Source organism: Mycobacterium sp. IDUB_17, assembly GCF_055419465.1.
The window spans coordinates 210,905-228,787 of the sequence record NZ_JBVAXS010000006.1; the positions used below are offsets into that span (position 1 = coordinate 210,905).

General features: G+C 67.2%; 17 protein-coding genes and 1 tRNA gene. 7 read left to right on the forward strand and 11 right to left on the reverse strand.

From position 1 onward, the window contains the following. Window positions 1–26 precede the first annotated feature (26 nt). Both mshC and ACZYZ7_RS24420 read right to left on the reverse strand, forming a co-directional pair. Complete coding sequence (gene mshC / locus ACZYZ7_RS24415; protein ID WP_463742010.1) at window positions 27–1,265, reverse strand: cysteine--1-D-myo-inosityl 2-amino-2-deoxy-alpha-D-glucopyranoside ligase; 1,239 nt, start codon at window positions 1,263–1,265, stop codon at window positions 27–29. A gap of 116 nt (window positions 1,266–1,381) precedes the next feature. Next, entirely contained in the window at window positions 1,382–2,143 is a 762-nt protein-coding gene (locus tag ACZYZ7_RS24420; protein ID WP_463742011.1) for a 3'(2'),5'-bisphosphate nucleotidase CysQ, read from the reverse strand. Window positions 2,144–2,221: 78 nt separating this feature from the next. Here ACZYZ7_RS24420 and ACZYZ7_RS24425 point away from each other — a divergent pair, with 78 nt between their 5' ends. Continuing rightward, the gene (locus ACZYZ7_RS24425; RefSeq protein ID WP_463742012.1) at window positions 2,222–3,253 is read left to right on the forward strand and encodes an alpha/beta fold hydrolase; all 1,032 of its coding nucleotides are present in this window, start codon (window positions 2,222–2,224) and stop codon (window positions 3,251–3,253) included. Between the two features lie 126 nt (window positions 3,254–3,379). Here ACZYZ7_RS24425 and ACZYZ7_RS24430 read toward each other — a convergent pair whose 3' ends face one another. Genes ACZYZ7_RS24430 through ACZYZ7_RS24450 form a run of 5 tightly spaced genes read right to left on the reverse strand, consistent with a single transcriptional unit; the run spans window position 3,380 to window position 6,747 of the window. Then, complete coding sequence (locus ACZYZ7_RS24430; protein ID WP_450070633.1) at window positions 3,380–4,216, reverse strand: SCO1664 family protein; 837 nt, start codon at window positions 4,214–4,216, stop codon at window positions 3,380–3,382. After that, window positions 4,200–4,787, reverse strand: coding sequence for a DUF3090 domain-containing protein (locus tag ACZYZ7_RS24435; RefSeq protein ID WP_135455653.1), 588 nt, complete (start codon window positions 4,785–4,787; stop codon window positions 4,200–4,202). Before ACZYZ7_RS24435 ends, ACZYZ7_RS24430 begins: the two co-directional genes overlap by 17 nt. A gap of 35 nt (window positions 4,788–4,822) precedes the next feature. Next, window positions 4,823–5,494 (reverse strand): histidine phosphatase family protein, encoded by a 672-nt coding sequence (locus tag ACZYZ7_RS24440; RefSeq protein ID WP_135455655.1) that lies wholly within the window; start codon window positions 5,492–5,494, stop codon window positions 4,823–4,825. Window positions 5,495–5,549: 55 nt separating this feature from the next. Next, window positions 5,550–6,380: an undecaprenyl-diphosphate phosphatase gene (locus ACZYZ7_RS24445; RefSeq protein WP_463742140.1), complete on the reverse strand. Its 831-nt coding sequence runs from the start codon at window positions 6,378–6,380 to the stop codon at window positions 5,550–5,552. A gap of 55 nt (window positions 6,381–6,435) precedes the next feature. Then, complete coding sequence (locus ACZYZ7_RS24450) at window positions 6,436–6,747, reverse strand: hypothetical protein (RefSeq protein ID WP_135455657.1); 312 nt, start codon at window positions 6,745–6,747, stop codon at window positions 6,436–6,438. A gap of 123 nt (window positions 6,748–6,870) precedes the next feature. Here ACZYZ7_RS24450 and ACZYZ7_RS24455 point away from each other — a divergent pair, with 123 nt between their 5' ends. Genes ACZYZ7_RS24455 through ACZYZ7_RS24465 form a run of 3 tightly spaced genes read left to right on the forward strand, consistent with a single transcriptional unit; the run spans window position 6,871 to window position 9,226 of the window. Next, window positions 6,871–7,899, forward strand: coding sequence for a YncE family protein (locus tag ACZYZ7_RS24455; RefSeq protein ID WP_463742013.1), 1,029 nt, complete (start codon window positions 6,871–6,873; stop codon window positions 7,897–7,899). After that, window positions 7,896–8,165, forward strand: coding sequence for a DUF5703 family protein (locus ACZYZ7_RS24460; RefSeq protein WP_463742014.1), 270 nt, complete (start codon window positions 7,896–7,898; stop codon window positions 8,163–8,165). Before ACZYZ7_RS24455 ends, ACZYZ7_RS24460 begins: the two co-directional genes overlap by 4 nt. Next, window positions 8,165–9,226 (forward strand): quinone-dependent dihydroorotate dehydrogenase, encoded by a 1,062-nt coding sequence (locus ACZYZ7_RS24465; protein ID WP_450070789.1) that lies wholly within the window; start codon window positions 8,165–8,167, stop codon window positions 9,224–9,226. Before ACZYZ7_RS24460 ends, ACZYZ7_RS24465 begins: the two co-directional genes overlap by 1 nt. A gap of 18 nt (window positions 9,227–9,244) precedes the next feature. Here ACZYZ7_RS24465 and ACZYZ7_RS24470 read toward each other — a convergent pair whose 3' ends face one another. Together ACZYZ7_RS24470 and ACZYZ7_RS24475 are read right to left on the reverse strand one after the other, a co-directional pair. Next, window positions 9,245–9,769, reverse strand: coding sequence for a YbhB/YbcL family Raf kinase inhibitor-like protein (locus ACZYZ7_RS24470; protein WP_463742015.1), 525 nt, complete (start codon window positions 9,767–9,769; stop codon window positions 9,245–9,247). 40 nt (window positions 9,770–9,809) lie between these two features. Next, window positions 9,810–11,153 carry a M20/M25/M40 family metallo-hydrolase gene (locus ACZYZ7_RS24475; RefSeq protein WP_167857878.1) on the reverse strand — a complete coding sequence of 448 codons (1,344 nt, stop codon included), beginning with the start codon at window positions 11,151–11,153 and terminating at the stop codon, window positions 9,810–9,812. Window positions 11,154–11,241: 88 nt separating this feature from the next. On the opposite strand from ACZYZ7_RS24475, the gene ACZYZ7_RS24480 reads away from it, so the two are divergent. Further along, window positions 11,242–11,327 (forward strand) — tRNA-Leu (locus ACZYZ7_RS24480). A gap of 76 nt (window positions 11,328–11,403) precedes the next feature. Here ACZYZ7_RS24480 and ACZYZ7_RS24485 read toward each other — a convergent pair. Beyond that, complete coding sequence (locus ACZYZ7_RS24485) at window positions 11,404–12,753, reverse strand: alpha/beta fold hydrolase (protein WP_463742016.1); 1,350 nt, start codon at window positions 12,751–12,753, stop codon at window positions 11,404–11,406. Between the two features lie 15 nt (window positions 12,754–12,768). Continuing rightward, window positions 12,769–14,607 carry a S8 family serine peptidase gene (locus ACZYZ7_RS24490; RefSeq protein ID WP_463742017.1) on the reverse strand — a complete coding sequence of 613 codons (1,839 nt, stop codon included), beginning with the start codon at window positions 14,605–14,607 and terminating at the stop codon, window positions 12,769–12,771. A 212-nt stretch (window positions 14,608–14,819) separates the two neighbouring features. Between ACZYZ7_RS24490 and ACZYZ7_RS24495 the strand changes: the two genes are divergently transcribed. Both ACZYZ7_RS24495 and ACZYZ7_RS24500 read left to right on the forward strand, forming a co-directional pair. Next, window positions 14,820–16,682, forward strand: coding sequence for a peroxidase family protein (locus ACZYZ7_RS24495; protein WP_463742018.1), 1,863 nt, complete (start codon window positions 14,820–14,822; stop codon window positions 16,680–16,682). An 8-nt stretch (window positions 16,683–16,690) separates the two neighbouring features. Then, window positions 16,691–17,797, forward strand: coding sequence for a catalase family protein (locus ACZYZ7_RS24500; RefSeq protein ID WP_450070790.1), 1,107 nt, complete (start codon window positions 16,691–16,693; stop codon window positions 17,795–17,797). Window positions 17,798–17,883 lie beyond the last annotated feature (86 nt).

The following is a 17,883-nucleotide window of genomic DNA, read 5'->3' on the forward strand; positions in this document are numbered from 1 at the left end:
CCCCACCGGGGCGCAGCCGACGAGGTCTAGAGCTCAACCCCCAGCAGCGCATCCACCGTGTCGGCCACCTGCCGTGGCGCGGCCGTGTCATGCCCGCCGTAGGCCAGTGCGTCGGTACACCAACCATCCAGCGCGGCAAGGGCTTTCGGGGTGTCCAGGTCGTCGGCGAGGTATTGGCGCACCCGGGCCACCACATCGGTGGCGTCCGGCGCGGCGGGCAGCGCGGTGGCGCTGCGCCAGTGCTTCAGCCGAGCGTTGGCCTCTTCGAGCACGGCATCGCTCCAGAACCGGTCGCTACGGTAGTGCCCGGCGAACAGCCCGAGCCGGATGGCCGACGGATCCACACCCTGGGCGCGCAGCCGCGACACCAGCACCAGGTTGCCCCGGCTCTTGCTCATCTTGTGCCCGTCCCAGCCGATCATGCCCGCGTGCACGTAATGGCGGGCGAAACGCCGCTCCCCCGTGACGGATTCGGCGTGCGCGGCGGAGAACTCGTGGTGCGGGAAGATCAGATCGCTGCCGCCGCCCTGGATGTCCAGACCCGAGCCGATGCGGGTCAGCGCGATAGCCGAGCACTCGACATGCCAGCCGGGCCGACCGGCGCCGAAAGGCGAGGGCCAGCTGGGCTCACCAGGTCGCTGAGCCCGCCACAGCAGGGCGTCGAGTTCGTCACCCTTGCCGGCGCGGTCCGGGTCACCGCCTCGCTCGCCGAACAGCCGCAGCATGGTGTCGCGGTCATAGCCCGACTCGTAGCCGAACTGCGGGGTGGCATCGGCGCGGTAGTACACGTCGGGGTATTGGGCGTCGTCGACGACGTAGGCCGCACCCGAGGCAAGCATCTTCTCCACCAACTCGACCACCTCGGAGATGGTCTCGGTGGCGGCCACGTAGTCCTGCGGGGGCAGCACCCGCAGGGCCGTCATGTCCTCGCGGAACAGTTGGGTTTCGCGGTCACCGAGGTCCCGCCAGTCGATGCCGTCGCGGTCGGCCCGCTCGAACAGCGGATCATCCACATCGGTGACGTTCTGCACGTAGTGCACGGTGTGCCCGGCGTCCAGCCACAGCCGGTGCACCAGGTCGAACGTCAGGTAGGTCGCGGCGTGGCCCAGATGGGTGGCGTCATAGGGGGTGATGCCGCACACGTACATGGTGGCCGTCGGTCCCGGCGTGACCGGACGTACCTGCCGGTCGGCGCTGTCGTACAGCCGCAGTTGCGGACCACGCCCTTCCAACACCGGAATTGACGGTGCCGACCACGATTGCATGGCTTCGACTCTAAGGTGCTCGCTCAGGACGGCCTCCCGCCGGTCGGTCCCGCACAGTTCTCCCAAGTCAGACAACGCCGCCGACGATTCCATTCCCGGAACGCTGCGGAGATCGCTCACCGGGCCACCCCGATCGCCTCCAGCAGGATCGGCGCCAGCTCTTTGCGGCACATCACGAAGTCCGGCAGGTACGGGTCGGCGCGGTTGTAGCGCAGCTCCGAGCCGTCCAGCCGGGAGGCGTGCAGGCCCGCGGCCAGCACCACCCCCGCAGGTGCGGCCGAATCCCACTCCCACTGCCCGCCGGCATGGATGTACGCGTCGACGTCGCCGCGCACCACGGCCATGGCCTTGGCCCCGGCCGAGCCGATGCGCACCATCCGGAAATCGAGCTGCTCGCGCATCCGCCACAGCACCGCCGGGGGCCGGTTCGAACTCGCGGTGATCAACAGCGGCCCGTCGCGCCGCGGCCGGGGCGGCGTGACCGTATCGCTGCGGTACACCTCACCGCGGGCGGGCAGGGCCACCACCGCATCCGACAAGCCCCCGGCGACACCCACCGAGCGCTGCCACAGGGCGATGTGTACCGCCCAGTCCTCCCGACCGGGCAACGAGAATTCGTGGGTGCCGTCCACCGGATCGACGATCCAGACCCGGTCGGCCTCGACACGGGCCAGGTCGTCGACCGCCTCCTCGCTCAGCACCGAATCACCGGGGCGGGCTTGGGCGAGACGATCCAGGATCAGCGCGTTGGATCGCCGGTCTCCCTCGTCGCCCAGGTAGTAGGGATCGTAGAAACCGATCTCCTCGCGCACCGCCAGCAACAGCTCACCGGCCTCCTTGGCCACTGCGGCGGCCAGGTCGGCGTCAGTCGAGTGCACCAAGCCAGTATCGGTGGCCCGAACATCCGGTGTCGGATCGGGGCCCGGGTTGCGCTGGCGCGCCGGTAACTTGGCAGCGTGAGGCGACTGGTCAAAGTGATCCCGCTGTGCGTCCTGGCGACTGTGGTCGTAGTGATCGGGTCGGGCGCGGCATGGGAACAGATCGAACGAAACCGCGCCGCCGCGGAGTTTCCAGCCCCGGGCAAGATGATCGATATCGGCGGCCGCACCGTTCATCTCGACTGTCGCGGCCAAGGCTCGCCAACAGTGGTGCTCGAATCCGGTGCCGACACGAGCGGTTCCGCGTTGTGGTTCCCGGTGCATCGACAAGTGGCCACCTTCACCCGGGTGTGTTCGTACGATCGCGCCGGACTCATGTGGAGCGAGTCTGCCGGCGACAGGCCACGTGACCCCGTCGCGGTTGTCGCAGATCTTCAGCAAACGCTGCGGGCGGCAAACGAATCGCCGCCCTACGTCATGGTCGGGGCATCGCTCGGCGGCCCCTTCACGATGATCTTCACCAAGTACTACGGGAGCGAAGTAGCCGGCCTGGTCTTCGTCGACGCTGCCCACCCGGATCAGACCGACCGGTTGGCGGCCGCGACCGGACGCCCGGAAGACGGCATCCCTGCGGTGTTCAAAGTCCTTCGGTATCTGGCTTGGACGGGCTTGCCGCGGCTGCTCATCCCCGGGCCGACCGTGAAGGAACTACCGCCTGACGTCGTGCGCGCAATCGGTGCCTATCAGCCCGTCTCACTGGCCGCCTCATTCGACGAAGCCGAAGCGATGGAGAGCACGTTGCGGGAGGCGGGAACCTTCCGCGAACTGGGCGACCGGCCCCTGTCCGTCCTCTCCCGGGGCAAGCCTTGGAGCGCCTACAGCGAATCCGAGCGGGCGGGCACCGGCCTGTCCTGTGACCAGTTCGACCGAATGCAACAGGCGTGGTGGGAAATGCAGGTGGAGGAGGCGAGCTGGTCGACCCGGAGCACGCATCGCAAGCTCGACGATTCCAGTCATGTCATTCAGCTGGAGAGGCCTGACGCAGTCGTCGATGCGATCCACACGGTGGTGTCGCAGGTACGCGCACGGAATGCCACGTCGACGCGGTAGCCGGGCCGGGCCCGATTGTTGCGCTGACGGGGTCGGTTGTGCCAGTGCCTGGCCGAGCAGGCCATCTGGGCCGACACGGGCGACTACGGCCGGTTGCAGTACACCTTCGCCCAGCTCGAATCCGAGCTAGAAGGCCGGCCACGGGATCGGCCGGTGCCGATCGGGCGTCGGCATCACCGGATTGTGCAGTAACCCAACGATTCTGGACCGCAACGCGGCGATCTCCGCCTCGGTGATGTGTATGCACAACTGCTCGGCCAGACCGCCGAACCCGTCGCGCAGCGCCGCGACGTCGGCCAGGGTCTCGTCGTCGACGGGTTTTCCTGCCCAGCCCCACAGCACGGTCCGCAGCTTGTCCTCGACATGCAGGCTCACCCCGTGGTCCACGCCGTACACGCCCCCGTCGAGCCCGGCCAGAATGTGCCCGCCCTTGCGGTCGGCGTTGTTGATCAGCACGTCGAACACCGCCATGCGGAACAGCCGGCGATCGTCGGCGTGCACCAGCGTCACCTCGTCGCCGGCGTAGTCGTAGGCCTGCAGGATCGGCAGGAAACCCGGCGGAAGGTTCCCGGCCGGCACCAGGTCCACCAGATCGGGGCCGGAGTCGGGCTCGTCGCCCACCTGATCCCCGGGCTGTTCCACCCACAGCTGCAGCATGCCCGGCCCGGCCGGCCCGTCACGAATAATGGTGTGGGGCACGATGTTCCAGCCCAAAGCGGCCGACACCAGATATGCACTCAGCTCGCGGCCCGCCAATGTGCCGTCGGGGAAATCCCACAGCGGCGCCTCGCCCCGGATCGGCTTGTACACGCAATGGACCTGCCGCTCACCGGAGGTCGCCTCACACAGGAAGGTGGCGTTGCTGGCTGACCGGATCCGGCCGATCACCGTCAGTTCGCCGTCGGCCAGCACCGCATCATCGTCGGGGTCGGGATCCGGATCGGGGCTAGGATTCTGCGTCATCTTCGGACCCGGCCACCTCACCGCGCCGATAGCCGTTGGTACGCACACAGATGTGACCGTCGGGATCCAGCGGCTCATCACACAGCGGACACGGCGGGCGTCCGGCCGAGATCACCCGGTTGGACCGGGTGGCGAACTCCCGTGCCGACTCCGGGGTGAGGAACACCCGCACGGCGTCGGGGCCGTCCTCGGCATCGTCGAGGACCACCGACGCGTCGAACTCGCCTTCGGAGACCGCAAGCAGCTCCACCACGACGGTCTGCGCTTCCGAATCCCAGCCCAGGCCCATCGTCCCGACGCGAAACTCGGCGTCGACCGGGGTGACCAGGGGCAGCAGGTCACTCACCTCGCCGGTTTCCGGCGGGATCGGTGTGCCGAAGCGGCGGTTGATCTCGGTCAACAAGGCGGCGATCCGCTCGGCCAGCACGGCGACCTGCTGCTTTTCCAGGATCACCGAGATCACTCGCTTGTCATGGACAGCTTGCAGGTAGAAGGTGCGGTTACCGGGTTGGCCGACAGTCCCGGCCACAAAGCGGTCGGGAGTACGGAAAACATGAATTGCGCGGGCCATGGCACCTTCCAAAATACCGGTAGCAATACCGCGGGTCAGTTGGTGGACCCACCCACCACGGCGTCGGTGGCGGGTTTGGCCGCCAGCCCGGCGCTCAACTGCGCGCCAGTGTGGTTGATGTGCATCACAAATGGGCGGAGGTCGGTGTAGCGGATCACGCTCATCGACGCGGGATCGGCGGTGATGCGCTGGAATCCATCCAGATGCACGCCCAAGGCATCGGCCAGCACCGCCTTGATCACGTCACCGTGGGTGCAGGCGACCCAAAGCACGTCGGCACCATGCTGTTCGGCCAACGCGCGGTCGCGTTCCCGCACCGCGGCGACGGCACGAGCCTGCACCTGGGCCAATCCCTCACCGTCGGGGAACACCGCCGCGCTGGGCTGCTGCTGCACGACCGCCCACAGCGGTTCCTTGACCAGCTCGCCGATGGCACGGCCGGTCCAGCTTCCGTAATCCACCTCGGTGAGCCGGTCATCGACGATCGGCTGCAACGCGAGCGCCTCGGCCAGCGGCGCCACCGTGCGCTCGCAGCGCAACAGCGGCGAGTGCACGATCGCGGTCACCGGTAATTCCCCGATTCGCGCGACCAGGCCTGCGGCCTGTTCGGCGCCGCGCTCGTCGAGTTCGACACCCTCACTGCGGCCGGCGAGGGTATGCGCGGTGTTCGACGTCGAACGGCCGTGGCGCAGCAGGATCACGGTCATTTCGACTCCTCGTGCGAGCGCTCGTCGGTCATCGGCCATGCCCTCCCGGTCTGGATCATTGCGCGGCGACCACCCCGGTACCCAGTAGCGCCAGCACCACCACGCCCAGCCCCACCCGGTAGCCGACGAACCAGTACATGCTGTGCGACACCAGGAATTTCAGGAACCAGGCGATGGCGGCCAAGCCCACGACGAACGCGATCACGGTGGCCACCAGCAGTTGGGCCCCGCTGGCGCTCATCCCCTCCCCGACCGGGTGAAAGGCATCGGGCAGGGAGAAGATGCCCGAGGCGAACACCGCGGGGATCGCCAGCAGGAAGCCGAACCGGGCAGCCAGCTCGCGCTCCATGCCCAGGAAGAGCCCGGCGCTGATGGTCGCGCCCGAGCGGGAGACCCCCGGCACCAGGGCCAGACACTGGGCCAGGCCGACGATGATGCTGTCGCGCCAGGTCAGCTGCTCGACGCGGCGAACCTGCCTGCCGTAGTACTCGGCCGCTGCGATCACCGCCGAGAACACGATGAGCGCCGAGGCCACCAGCCACAGATTGCGTGCGCCGGTTCGGATTTCGTCCTTGAACAGCAGCCCGAACACGCCGATCGGAATGCTGCCGATGATCACCCACCAGCCCAGCCAGTAGTCGGCCGACCGGTGCGCCGCGTTGAACAGTCCACTGAACCAGGCCTTGATGATGCGCCCGATGTCCCGGGCGAAGTACACCAGCACGGCAAGCTCGGTCCCCAGCTGAGTCACCGCTGTGAACGAGGCGCCCGCGTCGTCGTGGAAGAACACCCGCGAGGTGATCGCGAGGTGCCCCGAGGACGAGACCGGCAGAAACTCGGTGAGCCCCTGGACAATCGACAGCACGACAACTTGCAGCCAGGACATGGCACCGACGTCAGTCACGACGATGACCGTACCGTGGCGAGCGGGCCGAGATGCGTCAGCGAGCGGTACGCGAAACCGGCTGCGCGCCGGCGACCGCGTCGCGCACCGTTGCCGACAGACTGCGTTCATCAGTCAGGTCGATATCGGTCAGTTTGCGGGTGGCCACGGCCACTACGTCGTCGTCGACCGGAACCGGGCCCGACAGCCGCGGGCGGTAGACCTCGATCATGAGCTGCTGACGTTCGATGTGGAAAGAAAAACTCCGGCCATCGCCAACTTGGCCAAACCCACTGGCGTGTACACCAGTGGAAATATCCTCCATAGCAAACTCTCGGTTACCCAATTCCCGGTCTGCGGCGAGGGTCATGGTCGAACCATACCTCGACTTATGCCGCGTTGGTTGCAGACGCGACCATTTCGGTCCAATGGCCATGCCTAAACTGGATTCCTGCACGTCACCGACCATCCATTTCCGATCGAGAGCGATCCGTTGCGCCCAATCCTTGCAGGTCAGCCAGTTCGCGCCGGCCTCGTTGCGCTGGCCCTGCTGCTCACCGCGGGCTGCACGTCCAACCCCGCCGATGCCCCGCCTCCGACCATCGAGCCCGCTCAGGCCGCCGTTTCACCCCCAGTGGCGGCGAAACCAGACGGGGAGGTCCGGGAACTACGCGGGCACGCCGCGAGCGCCCTATTCGACCCAGCAACCGGCACGCTGGCCGTTCTGACCCCCGGCCCAGAAGGCCAGTCGACACTGAGCCTGCTGACCGGAAACCAGCCGCGGCGCGACATGACGCTGCTGCCCGCGGCCACGGCGCTCGGCGTCGACGGCAAGGGCGACATCCTGGCATCCACCCGGGGTGGATACTTCCGGGTCGACGTGGCCGCGGCCAAGGCCAGCAAAATCGACGTGGACGGCGCCCAGGGTGTGGAGTTCACCGCGATCGCACTGCGCGCCGACGGCAATCCGGTGCTGGGCACCTCCGACGGAGCGGTCTACACCTTGGGCAGCGACCACACCGTGGCCGCCCACCTCAAGATCTTCGCCCGAGTGGATTCTCTTGTCACACAAGGAAACACCGCGGTGGTTCTGGACCGCGGGCAAACCTCGGTGACAGCCGTCAACCCCAGCGGGACCAAAGCCGCCCAGGCATTGCGGGCCGGTGATGGTGCCACCACCATGGCCGCCGATGCGCGCGGACGGGTCCTGGTCGCCGATACCCGCGGCGACGAGCTATTGGTGTTCGGCACCGAGCCGTTGATCATGCGCCAGCGCTACCCGGTACCCGCCGCCCCCTACGGCCTGGCCGGATCCGCCGAGCTGGCGTGGGTGTCGCAGACCGCGGCCAACACCGTGATTGGTTACGATCTCTCCACCGGCATACCGGTGGAAAAGGTGCGTTATCGAACCGTGCAGCAACCGAACTCCCTGGCCTACGACGACAAGACCGACACCCTCTACGTGGTGTCGGGCTCGGGAGCCGGTGTGCAGGTGATCCGCACCGCGTCGGGCCGCCGATGACCACCATCCAGCAGGGCCGCATGCCTCCCGGATGGGACAGGGTCGTCGCCGAGGATCGTTCCGAGGAATACGACTGGATACCGCTGCGGCTACCGCCGGATGTCACCAGGATCAGCGCCTCGATCCGCTTGTCGATCGAGGCCGAGTACCGCGGCTGGGAACTGACCCGGGTGCGGGCCTATACAGATGGGAGCCGACGGGTGCTGTTGCGCCGCAAGAAGACCGCGTCATCCATGCCGGGCACACCCCAGGCGCCTTCGCTGTGATCTACGCGGCTCTGCGGCGGGCGCTGTTCCTGGTGCCCCCGGAACGGATTCACCTGTGGGTGTTCGCCCTGCTGCGCGCGGTCACCGGCCCCGCGATCCTGCGGCGCGCACTGGCGCGACGGCTGGCTCCGACCGATCCGGCGTTGGCCAGCACGGTGTTCGGGATGCGGTTCGCCGGCCCGATGGGCCTGGCCGCGGGTTTCGACAAGGACGGCCGCGGCCTGGGTACCTGGGGTGCACTCGGCTTCGGGTTCGCCGAGGTGGGCACCGTCACGGCGCAGCCACAGCCGGGTAACCCCGAGCCGCGGCTGTTCCGGCTGCCCGAAGACCACGCGCTGCTCAACCGGATGGGGTTCAACAACGAGGGCGCGGGGGCGCTGGCCATCCGGTTGGCCCGGCACACCCCCGATGTGCCGATCGGGGTGAACATCGGCAAGACCAAGCTCACCCCGCCCGAGGACGCGGTAGCCGACTACGCCGAGAGCACCCGGTTGGTGAGCGCGCTGGCCGCCTACGTCGTCGTCAACGTGAGCTCACCCAACACCCCCGGGTTGCGGGATCTGCAGGCCGTCGAATCGCTACGGCCGATCCTGGCCGCGGTCAAGGCCGAGACCGACAAGCCCGTACTGGTCAAGATCGCCCCCGATCTCTCCGATACCGATATCGACGAAATCGCGGACCTGGCAGTCGAATTGGGGCTGGCGGGGATCGTCGCCACCAACACCACCATCTCGCGTGACGGGCTGGCCACCCCCGGTGTCGCAGACCTGGGCACCGGTGGGATCTCGGGGCGCCCGGTGGCACACCGGTCCCTGCAGGTGCTGCGCCGGTTGTACCGCCGCGTGGGCGACAAGCTCGTGCTGATCAGCGTCGGCGGCATCGAAACCGCCGACGACGCATGGGAGCGAATCGTCTCCGGGGCCACGCTGCTGCAGGGCTACACGGGGTTCATCTACGGCGGCGGGTTGTGGGCCAAACAGATTCACGACGGCATCGCCGAACGGCTGCACGCCGGCGGGTTCGCCTCGCTGACCGACGCGGTGGGTTCAGCTGCACGCTGACCCACCGCGCGCCGCGAACTACTTCTGCTCGTAGGTGCCGTGGATGACGGCGCGGGCGATGGCCTGGCCGAAGAGGTTGAAGCCCAGGTAGGCCGGGGTGGCACCCTCGGGCAGCCCCAACGACTCGACCGGCAGGGCGTGCACCGCGATGTAGTAGCGGTGCGGGCCGTGACCGGCCGGCGGGGCCGCACCGAGGTAGCGCTTCAGGCTCGCGTCGTTGGTCAGCGTGACCGCCCCACCGGGCAGGTCGCCACCGTCACCGGCACCGGCGGGCAGTTCGGTCACCGTCGCGGGCAGATCAGCCACCGCCCAGTGCCAGAAACCCGAGGCGGTCGGGGCATCGGGGTCGTACACCGTGACCGCGAAGCTCTTGGTCTCGGCCGGGAAGCCCGACCAGCTCAGCTGCGGCGAGACGTCCGAACCGCCGGCCCCCATGATCCCGCTGACCTGATCATTGGCCAGCGGCTGTCCGTCGGTGACCGATTCGGAGGTCAGGGTGAACGTCGGCAGCTTCGGCAGGCTGTCGTACGGAGATGTGCTCATGGTTCCCTCTCGTCGTGGCTCGTGTAACCGGCTCGTGCGGTCAGCAGTTCCGCAGAAAGTGTTCCAGAACCCCCGCACCGAACTGCAGCGCGTCCACCGGCACCCGCTCGTCGACACCATGGAACAGCGCCGCGAAGTCCAGTTCCGGCGGCAACCGCAGCGGCGCGAATCCGAAGCATCGAATCCCCAACCGCTGGAACGACTTCGCGTCGGTTCCGCCCGACATCATGTAGGGCACGGTGCGGGCTTCCGGATCGAGCGCCAGGATCGCCGCGTTCATGGCGTCCACCAGATCACCGTCGAACGTCGTCTCGTAGGACGGCAGATCCCGCTCCCAGCTGCGGGTTACATCGGGCCCGATCAACTCGTCGACCTCGCGCTCGAAGGCCTCCTTACGGCCCGGCAGCACCCGGCAGTCGATCACGGCCTCCGCCGATGCGGGAATCACGTTGGCCTTGTAACCGGCATTGAGCATGGTCGGGTTGGCCGTGTCGCGCAGGGTGGCCGACACGATCCGGGCCACGCCGCCGAGTTTGGCGATGGTGCCGTCGAGGTCCGGCGAATTCACGTCGAAGTCGTAGCCGGTCTCCTCGGCGACCGCCGTGAGGAACTGTTCCACGGCCGGATTGAGGACCAACGGGAACTGGTGACGGCCCAGCCGGTCAACGGCACCGGCGATGGCCGTCACGGCGTTGTCGTCGTGCACCATCGAGCCGTGCCCCGCCCGGCCCCGCGCGGTCAGCCGCATCCACGACAGCCCCTTTTCGGCGGTCTCGATCAGGTAGAGCCGACGCTCCCCGCCATCCTTGCGGGGCACGGTCAGGGAGAACCCGCCCACCTCACCGATCGCCTCGGTGACGCCGTCGAACAGGTCGGGCCGGTTGTCCACCAGCCAGTTGGCCCCGTACGTGCCGCCGTGCTCCTCGTCGGAGAGAAATGCGAACACCAGGTCGCGGGGAGGGACGATGCCGGCCCGTTTGAAATGCCGGGCCACCGCGATGGTCATCCCGACCATGTCCTTCATGTCCACCGCGCCGCGGCCCCAGACGTAGCCGTCCTTGATCGCACCGGAGAACGGGTGCACGCTCCAATCGGCGGGCTCGGCCGGGACCACGTCGAGGTGCCCGTGGATCATCAGCGCGCCGCGGGACGGGTCGGCGCCGGGCAGCCGGGCGAAGACGTTGCCCCGCCCCGGAGCCCCCGCCTCGACGTATTCAGTCGTGTAGCCGACCTCCCGGAGCCGGTCGGCTACCCATTCCGCACAGTCCGCTTCAGGCTTCAGGGTGGCCGGATCACCGGTGTTGGAGGTGTCGAATCGGATGAGCGCACTGACGAGATCGACTACCTCGTCCGCGCTGGAGTCGGGGACCGTCACAGAGTCCATTGGTACCACCGATTCCCTCCGGGGCACCGGTTTGGGTCTTCGGCACCCAATCCGTTAGCCTTAAGCGCCCAGCCCGCGAGGCTGGCAAGTCCGAGTGGCGGAATGGCAGACGCGCTAGCTTGAGGTGCTAGTGCCCTATTAACGGGCGTGGGGGTTCAAGTCCCCCCTCGGACACACAACGAAGGCGAGCGAAATGAACGCTCGCCTTCATTTCTGAGCCGATGCAGTGTGATGAGCGGCGAAGCCGCCATCACACCCGGGCCGGGTTCAACTTCCCAGCGGTGGCGGCAACCCAGGTCAGCTCTTCGTGGAAGATGTCGCTGTGCGCGCCCGACGGGCCGTCATCCTTGGCCACCACACCCGAAGAATCCAGGTTCAGGATCTGCCCGGGCTGGAATGGGTAAATCGCTCCCGTGGCGCCCAGGCTCTGGGTCTGCGACTGGTATGCCCCGTTCGAGCCCATGGCCCGCCAGCGGAACAACGGATCCTCCACTCCGGCCGCATCGTCGCCCGCAGCGGCCGAGGCCAGCGGATAGAACGTCCCCAATGCCCGGTCATGGCTGGAGAAGCAGACCGTCAACGGGCCGTCGATGCGATTGAGCATGCCCGCCAGCTCCCCCGCCCCCTTCCGGAACGGCAGCCGCTCGGTGAAGCTGAACCGGGAGTACGCGCCCTGCAGCAGGGTCACCGCCTTGACCGGTGAGGGTTGGACATCGGTCATCCCGGCGAGCGCATAGGACACCACCCGGGCCCCGAAACTGTGTCCCACCAGGTGGATCCGCAGGTCGGGGAAGTCAGCGTGGAGCTGGTCGATGACCGGTCCCAGCCCGCGTCGGCCCACCACGCCGGCGCGGTTCTTCATCTTCCAGTAGCTGAGCTGACGCAGCGCCTCCTTGGCGCCCTGCCACAATCGGCCCGCGATATCACCCAGGCCGGCTGCTCCCCCGCCTCCGCCATCGAATTCCACACCGGCAGCCGCCAATTCGTCAGCGAAGGTGGTGAACAGCTTCTCCGGGTCCTGGTCCGGCGCGATCATTCCCGGACCGGCCTCCGGGCTATCGGCCTCGCCATCGCTGAACCCGGTCTGGGTGGCGGCGCTGAACGCGCGCAATGCATCGAGCAGTTCCGGCAGGCGTTCGTTGCTCGGCGGGGCGGCCAACAGGCCGGCGATGGTGTCCAACTGCTCTTTGCCGTCGGGAAACATGTCCTTGAGGTCGGCCAGTTGAGCCGGATCGATCGTCACCGGTCCGGCCGGTACCTCCACGTCGTCGCCCAGCGCGGCCGCACCCCCGGCGTCGCGCGCCGCCGGCCCGGGGAAATCGGGGATCGGCTCGTCACGCCACAGCTCGGACGGCCACCGCAGCCCGACGAACCCGACTGTGTGAGCCGGATCGAGTTGCGGAGCCAATAGCCCGAACCATCGGTTGTACAGTGACGTCGCTGCCGCTTCGTCGTTGTTCCAGCCGTGGGAGAAGATGATCAGATCGGTCAACCCCGCCGCACCGATCCGGCTCTTCAGATCGGCCAGCACGTCCGGATCCGGGTCGCCGTCGGCGTCGAACACCAGGCGCCAGATCCGTTCTGCCACATCGTTGGTCATCGGATTCCTTTCAGGTCAAACGGATTGCATAGCCCGCATCAGGTCCACCATGCCGCTGCCCTGGAACGCCGGGTCGCGGTTCAGCGTGATGGCCGAGTCGACGAAGATGCGTTTGATCGCCTCCGGCTCACTGACGAATTCGCGTTGAACCGACAGGAACGCCGCGATCGCGCCGGACACATGCGGCGCGGCCATGCTGGTGCCGCTCTCCTCGACATACACCGGCACGTCGGGTCCGACGTCGATCTGATTGGTCACGGCGTCCCGGAAGCTTCCGGCCGCTGCCGAGGTGATGCGCTCGCCGGGTGCGACGAGGTCGGGTTTGCGCCGCCCGTCCCCGGTGGGGCCGCGGGAGGAGAAGTACGAGACGCCGAAGGTGTGCGGCGAACTCCGGTGTGTGGAGCCGACGGTGATCGCGCCCTCGGTGTTACCCGGATCGTTGATCGTCATGTCGGCGGTGAACTTCACCGAATCCTTGCTGAACGCCGTATTCAGTGACACGTAGCCGGAATTGCCCGCGGCCACGACCACCACCACTCCCGAGCGCACGGTCTTGTCGACCTCGATGCACATCGGGCTCTGCCCGCAGGCATACCACTCGGCGTCGAACTCGTAGCCGAGGCTGAGATTCACGCCATGTATCCGGGGCACCCGCTCGCTGCCGGCGTTGAGCTTCCGGACGTAGGCCAGGGCCTGCATCACCCGGCTCACCCGCGACGCGTCATCCCCGGGCCCGAGCACCTTGAGGCTCACCAGCTTGGCCTTCGGCGCCATTCCCGCCAGCCGCGACGGATCGGCCACCGTGCGCGGCGCGGTGATCGGATCACCGCCGAACTCAGGGTCGTTGAGCCGCTTCTCGACCACCACGATGTCCTCGGGCTTACGGTCCACCAAACCACCGGCGATGATCCCGGCCACGTGGGTGCCGTGTCCGTCGGTGTCGGTCAGCGGGGCGTTGCCGCCGGTGAAGTCTTGGTGCAGATCGGCCACCGCGGGATCACTCAGGTTGTGGTACGCCGCAAAGTGGGCGTGCTTCTCATCGATACCGGAATCGACCACCGCCCAGACGATTCCCTCACCGAAGCTGTCGAACGATCGCTGGGCGGCGATGGCTTTGATGGTGGTCGAGGAGGCATCGATCTGCGGGTGCACCTCGAAGTCCGGCCAGATCCGGTAGACCGCGCGCTGCGGCCAGACCTGCGGGACGGCATCGGCCGACACGATCGACTTGATCTGGTCGGACGTGAGATCCCCGGCCATGAACTGATCGGCCAGCGGCACGGGCACCCCCGCCCCGCCGACCAGCTTCCAGAGCCCCTCGACCCTTTCCATCGCGGCGGCCACCGACGGCTGGAAGGTCAAGTTGAGCTCGATCATGATCGGTATCGGGGTGTCGTTGCTCTCCCGCGCCATCGCCGTGCGCAGCGGCGGTGTCACGACGCCGGCCAGAACCGGGTCGCGTTTGGGAGGTTCGGGAGTCCCGACCTGCGGTGCGGGGGCGAGTTCGTCCGAAGGAGCCGCGGCCCGCACCGCCGGCCCGGGTACCGCCTCGGCCCGTTCGCGGGCATCGGCTACGGCTCCTCGACCGGCTTCGGTCAAATGCACCGCCGCGCTTTTCCCTGCCTTGGGCGCGATCAGCTTCCGCCTCCGCAGTGCCGCGACGGCATCATGAACACGGTTGTGCCAGTACGGTTTGTCGTTCTCGTACTGGCGGTCACGCTCGGTGAATCTCGAAGCGAATTTGGCGGCGACCGTCTCGGTCAACAACGGCACGTCCGCGGTGGTGCCGGACGCCTCCAGATCTCCCAGCGCACTGAGCACCCGATCTGCCCAGATTTCCCCCGTTGAACTCACCGCGCTCCTCGGCATACTCAGCCACCCCAGGTTTTCCTGCGTCGATTGATCGTCGCTCAGCCGAGCCGCACATACACGCGTATTCGACTACTCGAAACGCACACCGATCAGCAAGGTCGGATCGAGTAGCCCACTACTCATGTCATTCCCGTCCCGGTGAACAACAATCGTGTTTGGGGAGGCAGCACATCCTCACCGGAGGGAAACAACGAATGGTGACCACGGCGAGACAGGCTCCTGCGTACATCGCCGCGGTCTGGTCCCAGTCCCGATCGGTGACGGTCACACTCGCGACACGGATCGCTCAGGGCATCGACCAGTCGGTGGGCTGGGCACGCCTTCCCAAGATCGTCGGTCTGGCCGTACTGATCGGACTGCGGCACCAGCTGCGGGCGTCGAATCTGTATGCCGCCGAACCTGCCCCGATCCCCCCGAGCGGACCCGTCGACATCGGCAATTACCTGGGCGCCCGCACCCGTGACGGTTCCTACAACGACCTCAGCGACCCGAGGATGGGTGCGGTGGGTTGCCGGTTCGGCCGGAACGTCCCACCCGAATACTCCTATCCGGAATCCGCCCAGCAACTGCTCGAACCCAACCCGCGGCTGATCAGCCGCACCCTGCTGACCCGCGACAGTTTTCAGCCCGCAACCACACTGAATCTCCTGGCCGCGGCGTGGATTCAGTTCGAGGTCCACGACTGGTTCGCCCACGGCTCGGTCCCCACCCAGCCCTGGGTGGTGCCGTTGCACGACGACGACCCGTGGCCCCAGCGACCGATGCGGGTCGAACGCACGCCGCCCGATCCGCACCCCAGTCCCGTCGGGCCGCCAACCTTCGTCACGCAGGAGTCGCATTGGTGGGACGCCTCCCAGATCTACGGGACCACACCGGCATTCGCCCGTGCCCTGCGCGCACCCGATAAGGGCAAGCTGCGTATCGACGACGCGGGTCTGCCGCCGCCCGAGGTCGAGGCGACGGCCGACCTGACCGGCACCGTCGGGAACTTCTGGGTGGGCCTGGCCCTGCTGCACTCACTGTTCATGCGCGAGCACAACGCCATCTGCGACCACCTGGCCCAGGCGTACCCCTATCTCACCGGCCAACAGCTCTACGACAAGGCCCGCCTGGTCAATTCCGCATTGATGGCCAAGATCCACACCGTGGACTGGACGCCGGCCATCATCGCGCACCCGACGACGGTGACGGCCATGCGCGTCAACTGGTTCGGGCTGCTGGGCGAGCGGTTGGGCCGCCGGTTCCGACACAGCATCGGTCGGATCAGCATCAGTCCGCTGCTGCACGGCATCCCCGGCTCACCCACCACACATCACGGCGTGCCGTATTCGTTGACCGAGGAGTTCGTCGCGGTGTACCGGATGCACCCGCTGATCCCCGACGAGTTCACCTTCCGCTCGCTGGCCGACGACCACGTCACCGCTCAGCACGAGCTTCCTGAACTGTCGGTGCTCAATGTGCGTGCCCGGCTGTCCGAAAGCCCGATGGCCGACCTGTTCTACTCCTTCGGTCGCGCCCACCCCGGGGCGTTGTCGCTGCACAACTTCCCGCGGCACCTGCAGCACATGCATCGCGTCGACGGCACCCTGATGGATCTGGCCACGATCGACCTGATCCGGTCCCGGGAACGAGGTGTGCCGCGCTACAACCAGTTCCGGGAGTTGTTCCGGCTCAGGCCGGTGAAGACTTTCGAGGAGCTGACCGGTGAGACGGTGCTGGCCGCCGAGCTGCGCGAGGTCTACGACGACGACGTGGACCTCGTCGACCTGATGATCGGCCTCTACGCCGAGCCCAAACCGCCTGGATTCGGCTTCAGCGACACCGCGTTCCGGGTGTTCATCCTGATGGCCACCCGTCGGCTGGAAAGCGACCGCTTCTTCACCAGCGACTTCCGTGACGAGACCTACACCGTCGCCGGCATGAACTGGGTGCGCGACAACGACATGCGCTCGGTGTTGTTGCGCCACTTTCCCGAACTATCCCCGGCCCTGGCCGGGGTCGCCAACCCGTTCGCCCCTTGGAACCCCGTCTCCCCCACCAGAAAGGCATCCGCATGACCGAAGCCATGGCCCCCGCCGACGTACGTCGCCTCGCAGAGAGCCTCGACCCGGTTCGCTACCGCGACAGTCTCGAGCAACCCAAGGCCGGCGAAGCCAAGGACATCGAGAAGATCATCAAGGCCTTGCACAAGAACAACGAACGGGCGTACAAGAAGTTCAAGCACGGGCTGCGGGACGCGCACGCCAAGAGTCACGCCATCCTGCGCGGCGAGCTCATCGTCAATCCGGATCTGCCCGAGGTGCTCGCCCAGGGAATGTTCGCCGAAGCGCGCAGCTTCCCGGTGATCGCCCGCATCTCAACCACCTCGGGGGTACTGCGCAGCGACAAGAACCGCGGCGTGCGCGGACTCGGCATCAAAGCCATCGGCGTGCACGGCGAGCGCGCGATGGACGATGAACCGAATGTCACGCAGGACTTCGTGCTCGTCACCCACGAGGAATTCCTGTTCGCCGATGCCCATGCCTACCGGACGCTGGGGATGCTGAGCGCCACCTTGCTGGCCCGGTTGTCCGACGGCGCGCTGTGGGCAGGCAGTGAACTGCTCGGCGCGCTCCAGAAGATCGGTCTGCCGATACCGCCCAATCTGGCCGTGTTCGTCGCGCCCAACCGTCCGATCCTGGGCGAGACGTTCTACTCCTCCGCCCCGATCCGCTATGGCGACTATGTGGCGCGATTCAAGTACGAGCCCACCTCACCGGAGGTGAAAGCGCTTGCCGACCAGACCCTTCCACGCAATCCCGGCCAGGATGAGCACCGCGATCTGATCATGGCGTTCTTCGAAAAGCACTCCGCGGAATACACATTCAGCGTGCAGCTGTGTCTCGACACCAAGGAGATGCCGATCGAGGACGCCACGAAGCCCTGGAAATCCCCGTACCTACCGGTCGCCAAGGTGGTGTTCCCCGAGCAGAACCCCTACAGCGCATTGCGCCGCGCGTACGGCGACGACGTGCTGTCCTTCAACTCGTGGCGCGGCCTCGAGGCACACCGGCCTCTGGGATCCATCAATCGGTTGAAGCGCAAGGTGTACGAGGCATCGAGCGACTTCCGGCACCAGATGAATCACATCGACCGGCACGAGCCCGCCAACATTGCCGAACTTCCGGATTGACCCTCAGCGAACGGGAAATGCTTGCAATGGGAAGAACATTCGCCTCCACCGCCGACACACACCGCCCCGTCGACCCCTTGTTCGGC

What these genes read in the sequence shown, in the direction of transcription:
- mshC (WP_463742010.1), bottom strand. Translation starts at nt 1,265, where the DNA reads ATGCAATCGTGGTCGGCACCGTCAATTCCGGTGTTGGAAGGGCGTGGT.
- ACZYZ7_RS24430 (WP_450070633.1), bottom strand. Translation starts at nt 4,216, where the DNA reads ATGACGCAGAATCCTAGCCCCGATCCGGATCCCGACCCCGACGATGAT.
- ACZYZ7_RS24435 (WP_135455653.1), bottom strand. Translation starts at nt 4,787, where the DNA reads ATGGCCCGCGCAATTCATGTTTTCCGTACTCCCGACCGCTTTGTGGCC.
- ACZYZ7_RS24440 (WP_135455655.1), bottom strand. Translation starts at nt 5,494, where the DNA reads ATGACCGTGATCCTGCTGCGCCACGGCCGTTCGACGTCGAACACCGCG.
- ACZYZ7_RS24445 (WP_463742140.1), bottom strand. Translation starts at nt 6,380, where the DNA reads ATGTCCTGGCTGCAAGTTGTCGTGCTGTCGATTGTCCAGGGGCTCACC.
- ACZYZ7_RS24450 (WP_135455657.1), bottom strand. Translation starts at nt 6,747, where the DNA reads ATGACCCTCGCCGCAGACCGGGAATTGGGTAACCGAGAGTTTGCTATG.
- ACZYZ7_RS24460 (WP_463742014.1), top strand. Translation starts at nt 7,896, where the DNA reads ATGACCACCATCCAGCAGGGCCGCATGCCTCCCGGATGGGACAGGGTC.
- ACZYZ7_RS24470 (WP_463742015.1), bottom strand. Translation starts at nt 9,769, where the DNA reads ATGAGCACATCTCCGTACGACAGCCTGCCGAAGCTGCCGACGTTCACC.
- ACZYZ7_RS24475 (WP_167857878.1), bottom strand. Translation starts at nt 11,153, where the DNA reads ATGGACTCTGTGACGGTCCCCGACTCCAGCGCGGACGAGGTAGTCGAT.
- ACZYZ7_RS24485 (WP_463742016.1), bottom strand. Translation starts at nt 12,753, where the DNA reads ATGACCAACGATGTGGCAGAACGGATCTGGCGCCTGGTGTTCGACGCC.
- ACZYZ7_RS24495 (WP_463742018.1), top strand. Translation starts at nt 14,820, where the DNA reads ATGGTGACCACGGCGAGACAGGCTCCTGCGTACATCGCCGCGGTCTGG.
- ACZYZ7_RS24500 (WP_450070790.1), top strand. Translation starts at nt 16,691, where the DNA reads ATGGCCCCCGCCGACGTACGTCGCCTCGCAGAGAGCCTCGACCCGGTT.